General features: G+C 57.2%; 19 protein-coding genes. 6 read left to right on the forward strand and 13 right to left on the reverse strand.

The features are described from left to right. Positions 1 to 61 precede the first annotated feature (61 nt). The 4 genes from IV89_RS16680 to IV89_RS16695 are packed head-to-tail and all read left to right on the forward strand — an operon-like array spanning position 62 to position 2687. Positions 62 to 700, forward strand: coding sequence for a flagellar basal body-associated FliL family protein (locus IV89_RS16680; protein WP_037942050.1), 639 nt, complete (start codon positions 62 to 64; stop codon positions 698 to 700). A gap of 9 nt (positions 701 to 709) precedes the next feature. Then, positions 710 to 1666, forward strand: coding sequence for a flagellar motor switch protein FliM (locus tag IV89_RS16685; protein ID WP_005849047.1), 957 nt, complete (start codon positions 710 to 712; stop codon positions 1664 to 1666). Then, positions 1647 to 2021, forward strand: coding sequence for a hypothetical protein (locus IV89_RS16690; protein ID WP_037942048.1), 375 nt, complete (start codon positions 1647 to 1649; stop codon positions 2019 to 2021). Before IV89_RS16685 ends, IV89_RS16690 begins: the two co-directional genes overlap by 20 nt. Positions 2022 to 2024: 3 nt before the next feature. Then, a complete protein-coding gene (locus IV89_RS16695) occupies positions 2025 to 2687 on the forward strand; it encodes a hypothetical protein (protein ID WP_005849044.1) in 663 nt (220 codons plus the stop codon). Here the strand turns inward: IV89_RS16695 and IV89_RS16700 are convergent. Genes IV89_RS16700 through IV89_RS16735 form a run of 8 tightly spaced genes read right to left on the reverse strand, consistent with a single transcriptional unit; the run spans position 2684 to position 8873 of the window. Next, complete coding sequence (locus IV89_RS16700; RefSeq protein ID WP_005849043.1) at positions 2684 to 3811, reverse strand: flagellar type III secretion system protein FlhB; 1128 nt, start codon at positions 3809 to 3811, stop codon at positions 2684 to 2686. The two genes, IV89_RS16695 and IV89_RS16700, sit on opposite strands and share 4 nt — an antisense overlap. A gap of 2 nt (positions 3812 to 3813) precedes the next feature. Next, a complete protein-coding gene (locus tag IV89_RS16705) occupies positions 3814 to 4569 on the reverse strand; it encodes a flagellar biosynthetic protein FliR (protein WP_037942046.1) in 756 nt (251 codons plus the stop codon). A 6-nt stretch (positions 4570 to 4575) separates the two neighbouring features. Further along, positions 4576 to 6666 (reverse strand): flagellar biosynthesis protein FlhA, encoded by a 2091-nt coding sequence (flhA, locus tag IV89_RS16710; RefSeq protein ID WP_037942043.1) that lies wholly within the window; start codon positions 6664 to 6666, stop codon positions 4576 to 4578. A 2-nt stretch (positions 6667 to 6668) separates the two neighbouring features. Next, entirely contained in the window at positions 6669 to 7457 is a 789-nt protein-coding gene (locus tag IV89_RS16715; RefSeq protein WP_235183703.1) for a lytic transglycosylase domain-containing protein, read from the reverse strand. 1 nt (position 7458) lies between these two features. After that, positions 7459 to 7728, reverse strand: a complete 270-nt coding sequence (locus IV89_RS16720; RefSeq protein WP_005849035.1) for a flagellar biosynthetic protein FliQ — start codon at positions 7726 to 7728, stop codon at positions 7459 to 7461. 39 nt (positions 7729 to 7767) lie between these two features. After that, positions 7768 to 8085, reverse strand: coding sequence for a flagellar hook-basal body complex protein FliE (locus tag IV89_RS16725; protein WP_005849033.1), 318 nt, complete (start codon positions 8083 to 8085; stop codon positions 7768 to 7770). A gap of 9 nt (positions 8086 to 8094) precedes the next feature. After that, positions 8095 to 8505 (reverse strand): flagellar basal body rod protein FlgC, encoded by a 411-nt coding sequence (gene flgC, locus IV89_RS16730; RefSeq protein WP_074636865.1) that lies wholly within the window; start codon positions 8503 to 8505, stop codon positions 8095 to 8097. Between the two features lie 14 nt (positions 8506 to 8519). Continuing rightward, positions 8520 to 8873 carry a flagellar basal body protein gene (locus IV89_RS16735; RefSeq protein WP_037942041.1) on the reverse strand — a complete coding sequence of 118 codons (354 nt, stop codon included), beginning with the start codon at positions 8871 to 8873 and terminating at the stop codon, positions 8520 to 8522. Between the two features lie 62 nt (positions 8874 to 8935). Between IV89_RS16735 and IV89_RS16740 the strand changes: the two genes are divergently transcribed. Then, positions 8936 to 10327, forward strand: a complete 1392-nt coding sequence (locus tag IV89_RS16740) for a FliI/YscN family ATPase (RefSeq protein WP_037942039.1) — start codon at positions 8936 to 8938, stop codon at positions 10325 to 10327. A 98-nt stretch (positions 10328 to 10425) separates the two neighbouring features. Here the strand turns inward: IV89_RS16740 and IV89_RS16745 are convergent, their stop codons facing one another. The 4 genes from IV89_RS16745 to IV89_RS16760 form a co-directional block, all read right to left on the reverse strand. Further along, complete coding sequence (locus IV89_RS16745; protein WP_037942037.1) at positions 10426 to 11265, reverse strand: flagellin; 840 nt, start codon at positions 11263 to 11265, stop codon at positions 10426 to 10428. Between the two features lie 131 nt (positions 11266 to 11396). Further along, the gene (locus IV89_RS16750; protein WP_037942034.1) at positions 11397 to 11888 is read right to left on the reverse strand and encodes a hypothetical protein; all 492 of its coding nucleotides are present in this window, start codon (positions 11886 to 11888) and stop codon (positions 11397 to 11399) included. Continuing rightward, positions 11885 to 12187 carry a hypothetical protein gene (locus IV89_RS16755; protein WP_037942032.1) on the reverse strand — a complete coding sequence of 101 codons (303 nt, stop codon included), beginning with the start codon at positions 12185 to 12187 and terminating at the stop codon, positions 11885 to 11887. Before IV89_RS16755 ends, IV89_RS16750 begins: the two co-directional genes overlap by 4 nt. Continuing rightward, positions 12187 to 13344, reverse strand: a complete 1158-nt coding sequence (locus IV89_RS16760) for a flagellar basal body P-ring protein FlgI (protein WP_009824349.1) — start codon at positions 13342 to 13344, stop codon at positions 12187 to 12189. The genes IV89_RS16755 and IV89_RS16760 overlap by 1 nt, the downstream gene beginning before the upstream one ends. A 174-nt stretch (positions 13345 to 13518) precedes the next feature. Here IV89_RS16760 and IV89_RS16765 point away from each other — a divergent pair, with 174 nt between their 5' ends. Continuing rightward, the gene (locus tag IV89_RS16765) at positions 13519 to 14223 is read left to right on the forward strand and encodes a response regulator transcription factor (RefSeq protein ID WP_005849021.1); all 705 of its coding nucleotides are present in this window, start codon (positions 13519 to 13521) and stop codon (positions 14221 to 14223) included. Here IV89_RS16765 and IV89_RS16770 read toward each other — a convergent pair whose 3' ends face one another. Next, positions 14224 to 15303: a flagellin gene (locus tag IV89_RS16770; RefSeq protein ID WP_037942030.1), complete on the reverse strand. Its 1080-nt coding sequence runs from the start codon at positions 15301 to 15303 to the stop codon at positions 14224 to 14226. It abuts the gene before it with no gap. Positions 15304 to 15313: the final 10 nt, after the last annotated feature.

The raw sequence follows: 15313 nt of genomic DNA on the forward strand, positions 1-15313 counted from the left end.
AACCTTGTGTTTTTGCCCTTAAAAGGGGAATGTGGCATTAACACCAAGTTAAGGTTTCCACATGGCCGACAAAGCAAAAAAAAAGCCAGCTGCGGCAAAGCAGGCCGCCTCTGCTGACGCAGCGGACCGGCCACGCGGGTCACGTAAAATGCTGATCGCGGCCGCACTTATGTGCGTGGTATCCTTGGGCGGCGGCTTTTTCCTTGCCCGTGCGGCCTACGTCAAAGACGCCGAAGCCTTCGAACCCGAGTACAAAAGCGAAGAAGCCGATCAGACGGACACCAAGGATGATCACGCCGACGCGGAAGATCATGGTAAAGACGACCACGCCAAGGACGAGGGTGATGCCGAAGACCACGCCGATGACACCAGGGCCGCAAGCACAGGGCTGATTGATCTAGGCGAGATGCTGACCAACATCCAAGGTTTCGATCAGAACGGCACGCCGACATCGGCGTTTCTTAAGGTGAACCTGATGGTCGCCTACCGGCCCGATGCGGGCGCGGACAAGCTGATGGTCGAACGTCAGCCCTTCATGCGCGATCTTTTCAACGGCTACCTGCGGGGGCTGACCGAAAACGACGTGCGCGGCATGGCGGGCATTCTTTATATCAAGGCCGAACTGCTGAAACGGGCGCGCGCCGCCGTGGGCAGCGATCTGCCGCAGGAAATCCTGATCAAAGACCTGATCGTGCAGTAGGAGGCGGCGATGAGCGAGAGCGACACAACAGCACGGCGACCCGACGAAGCAGGCAGCACCCTGATCGACGAAATCATCCGCATGTCGGATTTCACCTTTGATCGCCTGCCCATGCTCGACATCATTGGCGATCGCATGGTCGAAAACCTGTCGGTTGCCCTGCCCGACCTGATGCGCGCCATGTGTGAAGCCTCACTCGCCTCGCTTGACTATATCCCCATGGGCAAAGTGATCGAAGGGCTGCCCAAGCCCACGTTTCTGGCCGTTGGCACAGGTCACCCCTTTGTTGGTGAAATCCTTGTGGTGATGGATCAAGCGGTGCTTATGACCGCGGTTGAACTGATGCTGGGCGGGAACGCCAAGAACGTCGATCTCGACAACACCGATCCCTTTACCGCGATCGAGCTCGGCTTTGGCGAACGGCTCGCCTCTGCCGTCTTTGCCGAGTTGGAGCGGTCGTTGTCGGTTGTGGGGGCTGCGAACCTCGAACTCGATCGCATCGAAACCGAGGCCGAAGGTGCCGCGATTGCCAAAAACACGAGCCTTTGCGCGCGGTTACGGCTCTCGTTGACCCTTGCAGGAAATACCGGAAACCTTGATCTTGTTATCCCCTATGACGCACTTGAACAGATCTTGCCCGACTTGGGCAAAGTCTATTTCGGCGACCGTATGGTGTCGCAAGACCAGTGGCGCGGGTTGATCGGGGCGCAGATCGAACGGGCGAACGTCGATCTGGATGTCGTCCTGTCCGAAAACGTCTTTCCGCTCCAAAAAATCATGTCATGGCGGCCCGGCGACACCATTGATTTCGGCATCGAGGAAGGCCGCGATGCCACTGTGACCTGTGCCGACACCCCGATGTTCAACGTGTCGTTGGGCAAACGCAACAACGGCTATGTGGCTGTGCAAATTACCGAAAAGCTGGAAATTCTGGAGGACCACGAAGATGATGGCAACGATAATTGACAGCCTGATCGTCGTATTGCTGATCGGCAGCATCGGCTATGGCTACGTGGTTTCGATGAAATTGCGCAAGTTGACGGCGACGTTGAAACAGCTTGAACCGCTGGTCGAACAATTTTCCTCTGCGGTCGATAAATCCGAACAATCTGTGCACCACATGCGCGAAAGCATCGAAACCGCGCAACGTGCGCCGGCCCCCGTCGAAGCGCCTCCTCCGCCCGAAGAAACAGCCGCCTCTTTCGCCAGCCGCCGCGCGACCAAGCAAGCGTCGGCAGAACGCAACGGCGTGCGTGTGGTACGGGATAAAAAAGAGATGGTGCGCGCGTTTTTCGAAAATTCTTCTGCGGCAAAGGGCTGATAGATGTTTGGACCAGGTATGTTGAACGGGAAAATTATCCTTGGGGGGCTGGCCCTGACGCTCTGCGCCAAAGCCGCGCTATCCTTTCCTGAATTGCCCTTGTTCAAGGATAGCGCGCTGCCGCAGCAGCCGATGGTCGTTCTTGCCGCTGAAACCAAAGAGGAAACGGGCCTGCAACCAGTTCAGGATGCACCGCCGCTGGTGGGCAACCTGCCCGAACTATCAAACGGCTGCGAAGCGCCCGAAGACGTTTTGATCTCGCTCACGAAAGAGCGCGAATTGGTGCGGTTGCAGCAGGAAGAGCTGGAAAACCAACGTGCTGAGTTTGCGCTGGCCCGCGAACGGCTTAACATCGAAAAAGCATCTCTGACCGAGCTCAAGACCTCTATCGAGGATCTGCTGGGTCGCGTTGATGCCGCGCAGACCGAAGACCTTGATCGTCTGATCCAGCTTTACACGAATATGAAGCCGACCGATGCGGCGCGTATCATGGATGATCTGGACATCGAGACGACGATTATGATCCTTGGCACCATGAAGCCAAGAACAGCTGCGCCTATCCTTGCAAAGATCCCGCCTGTACGGGCGCGCGCCGTCTCCAAAATCATTCTGGAACGTTCGCAGCTTCCGGCGGATCAAGATCTTACAGGTATCAAGCTTCGTTAATATGGATCGGTCCGCAGGGTAGACCCCTGCGGTGCCGCCCGCTTTTTATTGTTGCGCAGGTCAAAGACGAAGCTGATGATCTCGGCGACAATTTCCCAATGGGCGACGGGAATGACCTGATCGACGTCGATCTCGTCATACAGCATTCGCGTTAACGGTTTATTCTCGATCATCGGAATATCGTGCTCCGCAGCCACTTCGCGGATGCGCCGCGCCAGATGATCTGCGCCTTTGGCGATACAGACCGGGGCCATATCCTGCGCCGGGTCGTATTTCAGCGCGATTGAATAATGGGTCGGGTTGGTCAGAATGACATCCGCCAAAGGCACAGCAGTGATTGTACGCTGTTGTGACAGTTCGCGCCGGCGACGCGCCCGTTTCTGCCGGATTTCGGGGGAGCCTTCGGATTCCTTATGCTCGTCCTTGATGTCTTTCTGGCTCATCCTTTGCTTGCGCCGCCAATCAAAACGACGCCACAGAATGTCGGCAATCGCGATTGGCACAAGCAGAATTGCAGCCGCAATCAACAGCTTAACAGCAGCGGCGGTCAGATAGCCCGGCAGGTGCTCAGGGATAAAGCCCGACGAGGTCCAGATACGCCGCACCGCTTCATTCGTGAACCACACGGCAAGCCCACCGATCGCCAAGACTTTGACGATACTTTTTGCGAATTCGACCAGCGCATTGGCCGAAAAAAGACGCTTCAACCCCTCCAACGGTGACAATTTGGAAAGCTTAGGTTTGATACGCTCTGCCGCAACGACGGTTTCACCCTGAATCACAGCGCCAATCGCGCCGCCCAAAAACAAAACGCCAAAGATAGGAAGGACTGCCCACACGATCATATAAAAAAATTCGCTCATGATCTGCCCCAGCCGGATCACCCCCGGCTCCCCCGTGGCGACCATCAGATTTGGGGAATGGTCCAGCAGAACCGACAGCGCGACGACGATTTGCGGGGCCTGATAGGGCAAGACCAAGGCGGCGATCCCTAACATCGCCACGACAACGACCATGTTTCCCGTCTCCTTTGACGACGGGACATCCCCTTTCTTGCGCGCGTCCTTAAGCTTCTTTTCGGTCGGCTCTAGGGTCTTTTCCGTGCTGTCGCTATTCTCGGCCATGATTAGATCCTAAAGCCCATGATCCACTCCTGGAATCGCACTAGAAAGTAATCAAGCATGGCCGGCAGGGCGATAGCAAGGATCATCAGCCCTGCCCCGATCAACAGCGATGCCGCCACGAAAAACACGGGCAGTTGTGGCATCATCCGGTTTGCCAGCCCCATGCCAAGGTTCAAAATCACCCCCATCACAAAGAAGGGGGCCGCAATTGCCGTCCCGATGTAAAGGCTCGCACTCGCGACACGGAGTATTTGATCAGCAAGATCGGCGAGCACGAACTGTCCGGGCGGGAACACCTGATAGCTGGCAAGCAATGCGCGGATGATCAGATGATGGGTGTCTGTGACAAAGATCATGGTCACCGCGCTCATCAGCAGCAAGGTCGCCACCATCGTCGCGCCTTCAAACGACCCGAACGACGGGCCAAAAGCGTTTGCCAAACCAGACACCTGCCCGACCTGGAACCCCGCAAACTGCAATGCTGACAATAGGATACGCGCACAAAGACCAATCCAAAGCCCGATCAGCACCTCGGCGCCCAACAGGAACACCGCGGTCACCGCGCTATCAGGCAGCGCGCTTGCAATGGGCGTCAGCGGAAGCAGGGAAAGACTGATCAGCACCGCCAAGGACAGCCGCGGGCGCACCGGAATCTGCACCTCCCCAAACCCGGGCATAAACATCAGCGCCGTGCCAATGCGGGCAAACACCACAAAAAAAGAGAAAAATAGCGTCGAGATGAAGGGTTCGATTGCCACGATCGGTTAACCGACGGTGCCAACAGTACGTAGCGACGCTTTGCGGTGGACTTCGTTGTGCGAAATCACTTGGGTCATGGGGCTCACCCGTTCGAGGATCGACCGGACGTAGGGCCGCGCTTGCGGGCTGACCAAAATGGCCGGCCATTCATCTGCGCTCGAAAACTTCTGGATTTCCTTGCGTACTGCAAGAACAAACTCCTGCACCCGCGACGGCGACATCAAGAAGGTCTCTTCCCCGTTCGCTTTAGAGATCGAACTCGCAAGCTCGCGCTCCCAATCTCCACCCAGATTTATGACGGGCACATATCCTTGAGAATCCTTCAAGGATTGGCAAATTTGTTTAGCCAGTTTGCTACGGGCGTGCTCGATCACTGTGCGGATATTCTTGGACGTGGCGCTTGCCTCCGCGACCGCTTCGATGATCATCGACAGATTTCGGATCGACACCCGCTCTGCAAGCAGCGCCTGCAAGACGTGCTGCAACATAACAGCAGAACTGCTGTCAGAGCCGCTTGAAAGCAGTTTCTGATATTCCTTGCCCTGCCCCTCGATCAATTCCTGCGTCGCGGCATAGGTCAGGATCTCGGGCATATGCTCCTTGATCACCTCGGTCAGATGCGTGGTAATCACGCTTTCCGGATCAACGACAGTCATCCCCATGAGCTCTGCTTCGGATGCGCGCGTTTCGTCAACCCAAATCGCTTCCAACCCGAAGGTCGGTTCGCGCGTGCGTTTGCCGGGAAGGTTAATTTCTTGGCCCGACGGGTTAATCACCATCATCATCATCGGGTCCACTTCCCCACGGGCGGCCTCCACCCCTTGCAGGGAAATGGCGTAGGTATAGGCGGGAAGCTCCGCATCGTCCTTGATCCGAACCAACGGCAAGACAAACCCGAAGTCCTTTATAAACAACGACCTCAGGCTTTTTACCTTACCCGGCAGCGCCGCATTCACCGAGGTAATCATCGGCACGAGACCAGAGCCGAGATCCAGCCGGACATCATCAACGCGCAGCATATCCGACAGCTTGTCTTCAGCACTCTCAACAGGTGCCGCGTCGCGCGCGGCGGCGAGCTTCTCGGCTTTGTCGCGCTCCAGAAAAGACTTCTGCATGATATAGCCAAAGCCCGCCATCCCGGCAGAGAGCGCGAGAAAGATCATCAACGGAAAGCCGGGCAGCCAACCGATACAGAATGTCAGTCCCGCCGCGACATACAAAGCCTTGGGGAAATTGCTGAGCTGCCCCAAGACGGCTTCGTTCGCCGCACCCAGTGTTCCGCCTTTGGTCACCAACAAACCAGCGGCAAGAGACACGACCAACGCCGGGATTTGAGTGACCAAACCGTCACCGATCGTTAGCACTGTATAGCGGCTCATCGCGTCGCCCACGCTCAGTCCGTGGCTGATCATACCGATCATAATGCCGCCAAAAACGTTGATCAGCGTGATGATCAACCCTGCAACAGCATCCCCGCGGACGAACTTGGACGCACCGTCCATCGCCCCGAAGAACGAGCTTTCTTCCTCGACCGTTTTACGCCGTAGTTTCGCCTCCTCCTCCGTAATGGCACCGGCGCCGAGATCGGCATCAATCGCCATTTGTTTGCCCGGCATCGCATCCAGCGAGAATCGCGCCGCAACCTCCGCGATTCGAGTAGAGCCCTTAGTGATGACGATAAAGTTAATGATCACCAGAATTGTGAAAACAATAATGCCGATGATGAAGTCGCCGCCCAGAATGAACTGCGAAAATCCCTCGATGACATTCCCCGCAGCGCCTGGTCCGTTATGGCCTTCACTCAAAATTAATCTGGTGGAGGATACGTTGAGTGCCAGACGCAGCATCGTGACGACCAGCAAAAGCGTCGGAAAGGAGTTAAATTCCAAGGGTGTACCGATCCACAGGGCCACCATGAGAATCAGAACGGACAACGCGAGGGAAATCGCCAAACCCAGATCCAGAAAGAAGGGAGGCAAAGGAATAAACAACATCGCCAGGATGAGAACCATCCCCACGGCGAACCCGATGTCGCGATTGGCACCGCTAAGCTTGGCAAAGCTGAAGGGCTGCGGATTTGTGTCTGGTGTCGCCACGCTCAGTTGACCTCTGCGTAATGGGGCAGGATGGGGGCCAACGCCTGCGTAGAATAGATAGACAGCGCGCCGCCCGCTTTGCCGGAGTTTGCACCGCTCAGATCGGCGCTCCAGTTGAAATCGGGCATCTCGCGGGTGACTGCAACCTGCTGCGGGGTGCTATTGCCCGGGCTGACATCACTTGCAAAGCGGGTCAGGAATGCCTGGGCGATGCGCTGGTTCTGCTGCAACTTCTGCAGATAAACAGCTTTGTAGCTGGGGTTAGACGAATGGTACCGGCCGGCGGCCTGCCACCAATCGCCTGTCTCGTGATATAGCGCGGTCAGAAAACGTGCGGCATAATCGACGTTATGCGCTGGCGTCGTCGCCTCTTCCAGCGAGGAGAACTGGTCGCCATGCCACCGTTGGTTAATCTGCATGCATCCCACATCCGTGGACCGGATGCCGCGGCCCTCTGTCTCGCGCACATGCGCTTCTAATGCGAGCTTGCTGCCAAAGAACGTGCCGGTACCGTTTGTGTTTGCGGTCCACGGCCATACCACCAGCTTGTTGTTCACCTGACGGCCAGCTTCCTGAATCCCGATCGCCAGCAACAGGTTACCGGGAATGTTATAGCGCTGTTCAGCCAAAAGGATCTCGTCCACGCAGACGCGCATCGGGTTTGACGTGGCGTTTTGCCGACCCAACTTCACGGCAGGAGCGGATGACGTGTAAAACCCCGTCCAACCGCCTTTGTCCGCCAAGGCAGAGACGGGCAGCAAGAGAACCATGAACAAGACGGTGAGGCGCACCCTAGAGCCCCCCGTTGGAGACAAGATCAAACACCCGGTCCGAGAGCCCGACAAGTGTCGAAAAAATAAAAGGAATGCTGATGGCGAGCGTCACAAAAATCGCAGCGATCTTGGGCACGAACGTTAGCGTCATTTCCTGAATCTGTGTCAAAGCCTGGAAAAACGCGATGGCAAGCCCGACGCCAAGCGCCACAACAAGCACAGGTGCCGATCCGATCAATGTCACGGTTAACGTCTGCCGGATGATTTCGTAGATAGTGACAGAATCCACAGCGGACCTCCGAAAAACATGGCGCGTGTTAACCTGACGTTAAACCGGCATACGCATAACTTCTTGGTACGCTTCCACCAGTTTGTCACGCAGCGCGACCGAAACCTGAACTGTCTGCTCCATCGCCATGGTGGCCTGAACAACCTCTTGCAGGCTGGCTTGCCCTGTCAGCCCCTTGATCGCCATCTGGTCGCCTTCGCGCACCGAATCCACGGCCTGCGACGCGGCATCGCCGACCATCTGGGCAAAATCCTTGGGGGCGGGACCAGCGGGTTTTGCACCCCGCGTTTCGCCCTGCACCGTCTTTGCATAGGCGGCTTCAACATAGGACGATCGGATGGCGGAAAAATCTGTCATTCTGGCACCTTACTTCAACAGCTCGACCAACTGACGGCGCATGTCACGCGCCTTGTCCAGCATCGAAAGGTTTGCTTCATAGCTGCGCGCGGCTTCACGCATATTGCTCATTTCGATCAGCGGGTTCACGTTCGGCATCTTGATATAGCCGTTCTGATCCGCCGCGGGGTGGGATGGTTCATACCGCAGTGTGAAATCGGCATCATCCCGCAGCACGCCTGCAGATTGCACAATCGCTGCCCCCGTTGACGGATCCGTAGCGCTTTCAAAAGAAATCGTCTTGCGCTGATACGGGTCGCCCCCCGCCGTTTGCGCGGTCGAACTGGCATTAGCAAGGTTTTCAGAGACGATGCGCAACCGATCACCCTGCGCCCGCATCCCGCTGGCTGCTGTTGCCGAAATTCTGGAAAGGGAATCCATCGCGCGTCTCTCCGTTATTTCCGGCCAGCGACGGCGTAAACCATCTCGTGCGCTTTGCGGTACAGGCTCGCGGCCATTTGAAACTGACCCGAGGCGCTGTTCGCCTCGACCAACTGCTCTTCCAGGTTCACGTTATTCCCGGTTGCCGTAGTGCCACCCAGAACCCGCGCCTCAACCACCTCGGCCTCCTGCAAACGTTGCGACCGACCTGCGTCTTCCAAATAGCTGGCAAAGCTTTGCACATCCTGCGCGCGGTATCCCGCAACGTCAGAATTCGCGATGTTCTCCGACACGACATTCTGCCGCGTGGCAAGCCACTGCAAACGCTTGGGTGCAAGACTGAACAAGGATGTGGGATCTGTATTCATACTAGACTCATTATTTATCCTTGTTATATAGCAAGGATAGAATATTTTCGAAAGAGTATATTTTGACTTCTGCCTTCGCAAACCTGCAAAAGTCCATCTATTCATGCGCCAGCGCAAAGATCTCGGGCACCGTCAGGTCCATCACTGGCATGACCCTCACCGTCAGCGGGCTAGAGGCGATGGCAGCGATCGGCAGCCAATGCCGGGTGCACACCCCCGCAGGACACATCGATGGCGAAGTCGTCAGCGCACAGAGCAGTGATCTTTGCGTTCTGCCGTTCGGCACATGGGAGGGCGTGTCCGTCGGGAATACCGTCGAATTGATTGAGCATGACGATATGGTATCCCCCGACGACAGCTGGATCGGCACGGTGGTCGATGCGCTTGGCCGCCCGCTCACGCAATACACCCGCGCGCGCCGCCCGCGCCGCAAAACCCGCTTTCGCGCCAACCCACCCGGTGCATTCGACCGCAAGAAAGTGGGCGAGAAGCTGGAAACACAGATCAAATGTATTGATATTTTCACACCGATTTGCCGCGGCCAGAGGATGGGTGTTTTCGCGGGTTCAGGTGTCGGCAAATCGACCATGATGGCCATGCTGGCCCGCAATACGGATGCCGATGTGATTGTCATCGGGCTGATCGGCGAACGCGGCCGCGAGGTGCAACAGTTCATCCAGGAGGATCTGGGCGAAGAAGGCATGGCCCGCGCCGTTGTCGTCGTCTCTACCGGGGACGAGGCACCGCTGCTGCGCAAACAGGCCGCATTAACCACGACCGCAATTGCCGAATACTTCAAATCGACGGGAAAGCAGGTGCTGCTGCTGCTGGATAGCGTCACCCGTTTTGCGATGGCGCAGCGTGAAATCGGCCTCGCCCGCGGCGAGCCGCCAACCCTGCGGGGCTATCCGCCGTCGGTGTTCAGCGAATTGCCCCATTTGTTGGAACGTGCGGGCCCCGGCATGGCGGCAGAAGGTGACATTACCGGTCTTTATACGGTGCTGGTAGATGGGGACGATATGAACGAACCCATCGCGGATGCGGTGCGCGGGATCGTGGACGGGCATCTGGTGCTCGACCGGCGCATCGCCGAACAGGGGCGTTTCCCCGCGATCGACCTGCAAAAATCGCTGTCACGGATGCTGCCGGGCTGCCACTCTCCCGAAGAATACGAGATCACCAAAGTCGCGCGCAAGGCCTTGGGCCGCTACGCCGATATGGAAGATCTGATCCGATTGGGAGCGTATAAAGCGGGGTCCGACCCGGAAACGGACCAAGCCATCACATTTTTCCGCGCGGCCAGCCCATTTCTGTCACAAAGCCGCGGCGACAAGACCCCAGCCGCCGAAGGCTTTGCCGACACCTACCGGATGATACTGGAATCCGGCATCGACGACCCGCTGCGCAGCTTTTTCGAAGAACGCGCCCGCGCCGAGGCTGGTCAGGCGCAATAAAAAACCGGCGGGACCTCTGTCCAAGCCGGTAGGTGCTTCGTCAGGGCCCCTCCCCACCAGTGGTGGAGAGGGGTTTTTCATAAAAAGCCGAAGCCGAATTAACGGAACAAGCTCAGGATGTTCTGAGGCGCCTGGTTTGCAATCGACAAGGACTGCGTCGCCAGCTGCTGCTGAACCTGATAGGCCTGCAAACGCGCCGCTTCTTCTTCCATATCCGCATCAACCATCGAGCTCACGCCGGAATCCAGCGTGTCTGTCAGGCTTTCGATGAACTGCATCTGGCCGTCGAGGGTGTTCTCGGTGATGCCCAGAGATGTGGCGGCCGAGATCGCCTTTCCGAGCTCGCCTTCTGCGGCGATAAGCTTTGCATCCATTGTTGTCGCAGAATCAGTAACATCAATCGCAGCGAGCGTAGTTTGGATTGTCTGCAAATCTACTGCATTAAAAGTGGACGAGGTAACGCCAAATGCACCTGTGGCGTCACGGCTTACACCATTAACAACTGTAACAGGGCCAGCCGCGGCTTGAACCCCGTCTACAAGATTATCCCCGTTAAAGGTCGCCTGATCGATCGCCGATTGCATATTTTTAGCAAGAGCAACCAGCTCATCTTGAACATCTTGCTTGTTGATACCGTCGCTTTGAGCAAAAGCGATGCGTTCGACCATCTGCTGTGCGATGTCGGAAACGGTTTCGGCACCTAGACGGGCCGTCGCAACGGAGTTCTTGGTCGCGGTCATGCCTTCGTTGATGGCTTTGAACATGCCGCTGTCGCCTTTCATCGTCTCGGAGACGGCGAAATAGGCAGCGTTGTCTTTACCGGAAGAAACCTTCAGACCTGTGGAAACACGGGTTTGGGTATCGTTAAGCCCACGGTTCACGTCTTTCAACGTGGCCAGAGCGTTCATTGCGGAGCTATTGGTGAGAATGGACGACATTTAATGTTCTCCTTGCTTCTCGTATTGATCCAGTCTTCTGACTGAGGTCAGCCGTAAAGGCTAACCTGAACTACATAGCAGTTCAGGTTAAAGCAGGGTTAACAAATTGGGTAAAATCGACGGAACGCGCGTTAGAATTTCTGATCGACGTGCATATTCTTATCCGCAACGCCGCTCACACGCTGGCCCATCTTGCCATAATTTCCGTCTAGCGCATTGCGATTGCTGATCTTTTTGACCTCGCGCAGAATGGTGCGGGCGGCGACGGCCATGCGCGACAAAATTGCGCTATCCTCTTCAATCGCACCCTTTAACTGCTTGAGGTGTGCCTTCACCTCCAGCTCAACCATAATCGGGTGATCCATAAAGGGTTCGACCAGCGGGGTTTGTAGCTCCAGCCACTTCAACGCGCGGGATTTTTCGTCGAAGATCGCACTGACGACATCCAGATTGCCGGCTTTGATCGCCTGGACCTCGCGGTTCAGCACGTCGATGGTGTCGTGGATTTTCGCCACATAAGCGTGGATGTTTTCCTCGTCCTGCGGGGTCAGCACCAGCTGGTCAGGGGCCTCGCCCTCGGGCGCGGTGCCGCGTTGACCGAAACGGAAGGTGCGCGGGGTCATTCGCCCTGCTCCGAAAATTTGGCTTTGCCCTGCCCGTAGGCGTCCAGCATTTGCGACACGCTACCGGAAAAGCCCAAACCGCCCTGCTCTACCAACTGGCCGGCGACGGCTTCGGACATGAAGGACCGCCACATATCCGCCTGCTGTTCCCCGCCGAAAGCAGAGGCACCGGCGGTTTTCATCATCTCGTCGACGAACTGGGTTAAGAACACCTTTTCGAATTCTTTACCTGTCTGCGCCGCGCGGTCGGGTTTGGCGATATCGAATACGGGCGGGGACGGGGGGATTGAACCGGTCATCAGATAATCTCCAGATCGGCGTGAAGCGCCCCTGCGGCCTTGATGGCCTGCAAAATCGCAATCGTTTGCCGCGCGCCGACGCCGATGGCGTTCAGCCCGTCGACAAGCTCTTGCAGGCTCACGTCACCGTTGAGAATGGTAAAGCTGCCGTCAGTTTCTTCGATATCAATCTCGGTTTCCGGCACGATCACGGTCGTCCCCCCGATAGAGATAGGTTCCTCGCTGATCACGGCCGTATTCCCGCCAAGGCTGATCGGACCGGGCTGGCTGACGCCGAAATTCTCGCGCACGCGCACGGTCAGCCCCCCCTGGCTGATCGCGACCTGCGCGATCCGCACGTCCGAGCCCATGACGATGGTGCCCGATTTTTCGTCAATCACGACCCGCGCTACGGCGTCCGGCGTGACCAGCAGGTTTTCCACCGCCATGATCGTCTCGGGCGCGTTGCGTTTGTCACCGACCCAGACCTCGATCGTGCCGGAATCCAGCACCTCGACCTGACTGGACCCAAGGTGTTTCGCGATGGCTTCGCGCACGCGATCCGCCGTGGTGAAATCAGGGTTGTTCAGCGCAATCCGGATACTGTCGAGCTGAAAGAGGCTGAATTCGATCTCGCGTTCGACGATAGCCCCGTTTTCGATCCGCGCAATGGTCGGCACGCCATCCACAACGCTCGCGGCATTGCCATCCACCCGGTAGCCCGAGGCCGCAACGGCGCCCTGCCCCACGGCATAGACCTCACCATCCGCGCCCGTCAGCGGGGTGATCAACAAGGTGCCGCCCCGCAGACTTGTCGCATCTCCAAGCGAAGAGACGGTGATATCGATGGGCGAGCCGCGCCGCGCAAACGGGGGCAGCTTGGCCGTCACCATCACGGCGGCGGTGTTCTTGGTTTTCAGCGCCTCGCCATCAAGGTTCGCAACGCCAAGCCGTTCAAGCATCCCGCGAATGGATTCACGGGTGAATGGGCTGGAGTTCAGCTTGTCCCCCGTCCCCAAAAGCCCAACAACGAGGCCATATCCGATCAGATGGTTTTCCCGCACACCTTCAAAATGCGCAATATCCTTGATCCGGACCTCGGCCCAGGACGGCATCGCGGGCACAACCAACAGTGCTGCGGCGGCAAGGGCCTGCAGACAGCGCAGCAGGCGGGTCATGGGGCGTCGCTGGCCGTGCGCCATTGCGAAATCTCCGGTACAAGAACAGTTCAACTATCCTTGGCATAATCACGTAATAACCGGATTTATACAAGTTAAATCATCTATTAATTGTTGCTACCGCAGAATATACTTGCTACCGATAGGAATAGTCAGGGTTTAGGGCACACAAACATGCGCATGTATATTTTCGAACAGCGGAAAGAACGATGCGCCGGCCTTACGGCAGAGCTGCGCAGCGCAGGTATCGAGCTTCAGTTCGTCACCGCCGAGTTTTTCACGACGGGCCTTGGCCCTTTGCTGCAACCCGGCCACCAGACCAATGCGGTTCTGATCGGTGAATGCGACGATACGCGTGAATATATCCGCGCGATGCGTACCGCAGGCTGCGTTAACCCTGTCATCGTGCTCAAGGATTTCCGCAACGCCAAGGATACGTCGGACCTGCTGAACCTTGGCGCGGATGATGTGATCGTCAGCCCGATCCGTGGGGCCGAAGTTCTGTCGCGGACCAATTCGATCATCCGGCGTCACTATGGCCATGCCTCTGAAAGCGTGATCGTCGGAGAACTGACCGCCTATTTCGACGGGCGCGATCCGATTGTATCAGGCAGCCGCATCAAACTGTCAAAACGCGAATATTCGGTGTTCCAGCATCTTGCGCTGAACTCGAACAAAGTCATCTCTAAAGACGCGATTTATGACGCAATCTACGGCAGCAGCATCGATCAGCCCTTCGATAAGGTCATCGACGTCTACATCTGCAAACTGCGCAAAAAGCTCGCCTCCGCGTCAAAATCAGGCTGGCAGTATATCGAGACCGTCCATGGCCGCGGCTACAAGCTAAGCTCGCCCGAAGTGACGTCGAAAGCCGGCTGATCAGCGCAGGTAATTCAGGATCGACAGGCTCGAAAGCCGCGAGGAGACCTGATAGCTCGCCTGCAACTGTGTCTCCAGACTATTCATGCGCGTGATCGCCTCGTAGGGATCAACACTTTCGTAGTTCGAGATTTGCGTCCGCTGCACAAGCGACAGATCGTTCAGCTGCGTTTGGGTCTTCTCAACGATCTGCTGGTTGAACCCGATCCGCGCCGAAATATCCAACATACCCTCTTGCGACGCCGACAGGCTATCGACCACCTCTGACATCCAGGTGCTATAGGCCGCTTCGTCCATCTGGCTCACGTCGGTCACGGCCAGCATCGCCAACCCTTTGTAGGCATCGCGGAAAGACTGGTCGTTGGCGCGCACACCGTAGACGACCTCTTGTCCGGTATTCACCCAGGCGCTGATCTGCTTTGTCTCGGCCCCACTGGCATCACGCTCGGGCGAGCCTTGATAGAAGGTGCCCTGAAAGTTCCGGCTGGCGTCGGCGTCTTGCGAGTTGAACACGGTCTCTAGCTGATCCGCGATGGCTTGGGCGCTGGCTGGGTCGGTTGGACCGGCGCCAAAAATCTCTTCGACCACCGATTGCGGTGAACGGCCTGTGTCGGCACTGGTTTCGGGCCAGCGGGTCAGCGAAGTCTTGTTGGATTCCAGCCCCGAAAACAGGTTCTCGCCATTATACGACGTGTTCATCGTCGACACGAGGCTTTCCAGCGCGGCGCGGGCCTGCATCTGCAACACCTCGGCCCCGTTGCCATTGCGTGTGGCATTGACCAGCGCGCTTTCCAGCACCGATTGTACCTGCGTGCGTGCCGCATCGACGGACGCAAGCATCGCGTCAAGCTTGCTCGCCAGCACCTCGTTCGATGTCATGAAGGTCTGGGTATTCGCCTCGCGCCCGTGCAGCTTCATCACCGAGGCCGCGCGCGGGCCCAGATCGGCATAGATGTCGGCCTTTTTTCCGGTAGAGACTTCTTCGCTCACCCGTTGCAATTCCAGCGTCGTGCGCTGCACGTTCTGACGGTTGAAAAGGTTAAACTGGAACGACGAAAAACTGCTGATACCTAGAACCATTGTCCCTGCC

Origin of the sequence: Sulfitobacter sp. CB2047 (assembly GCF_000735125.2) — a bacterium.
Taxonomy (GTDB): Bacteria; Pseudomonadota; Alphaproteobacteria; order Rhodobacterales; family Rhodobacteraceae; genus Sulfitobacter; species Sulfitobacter pontiacus.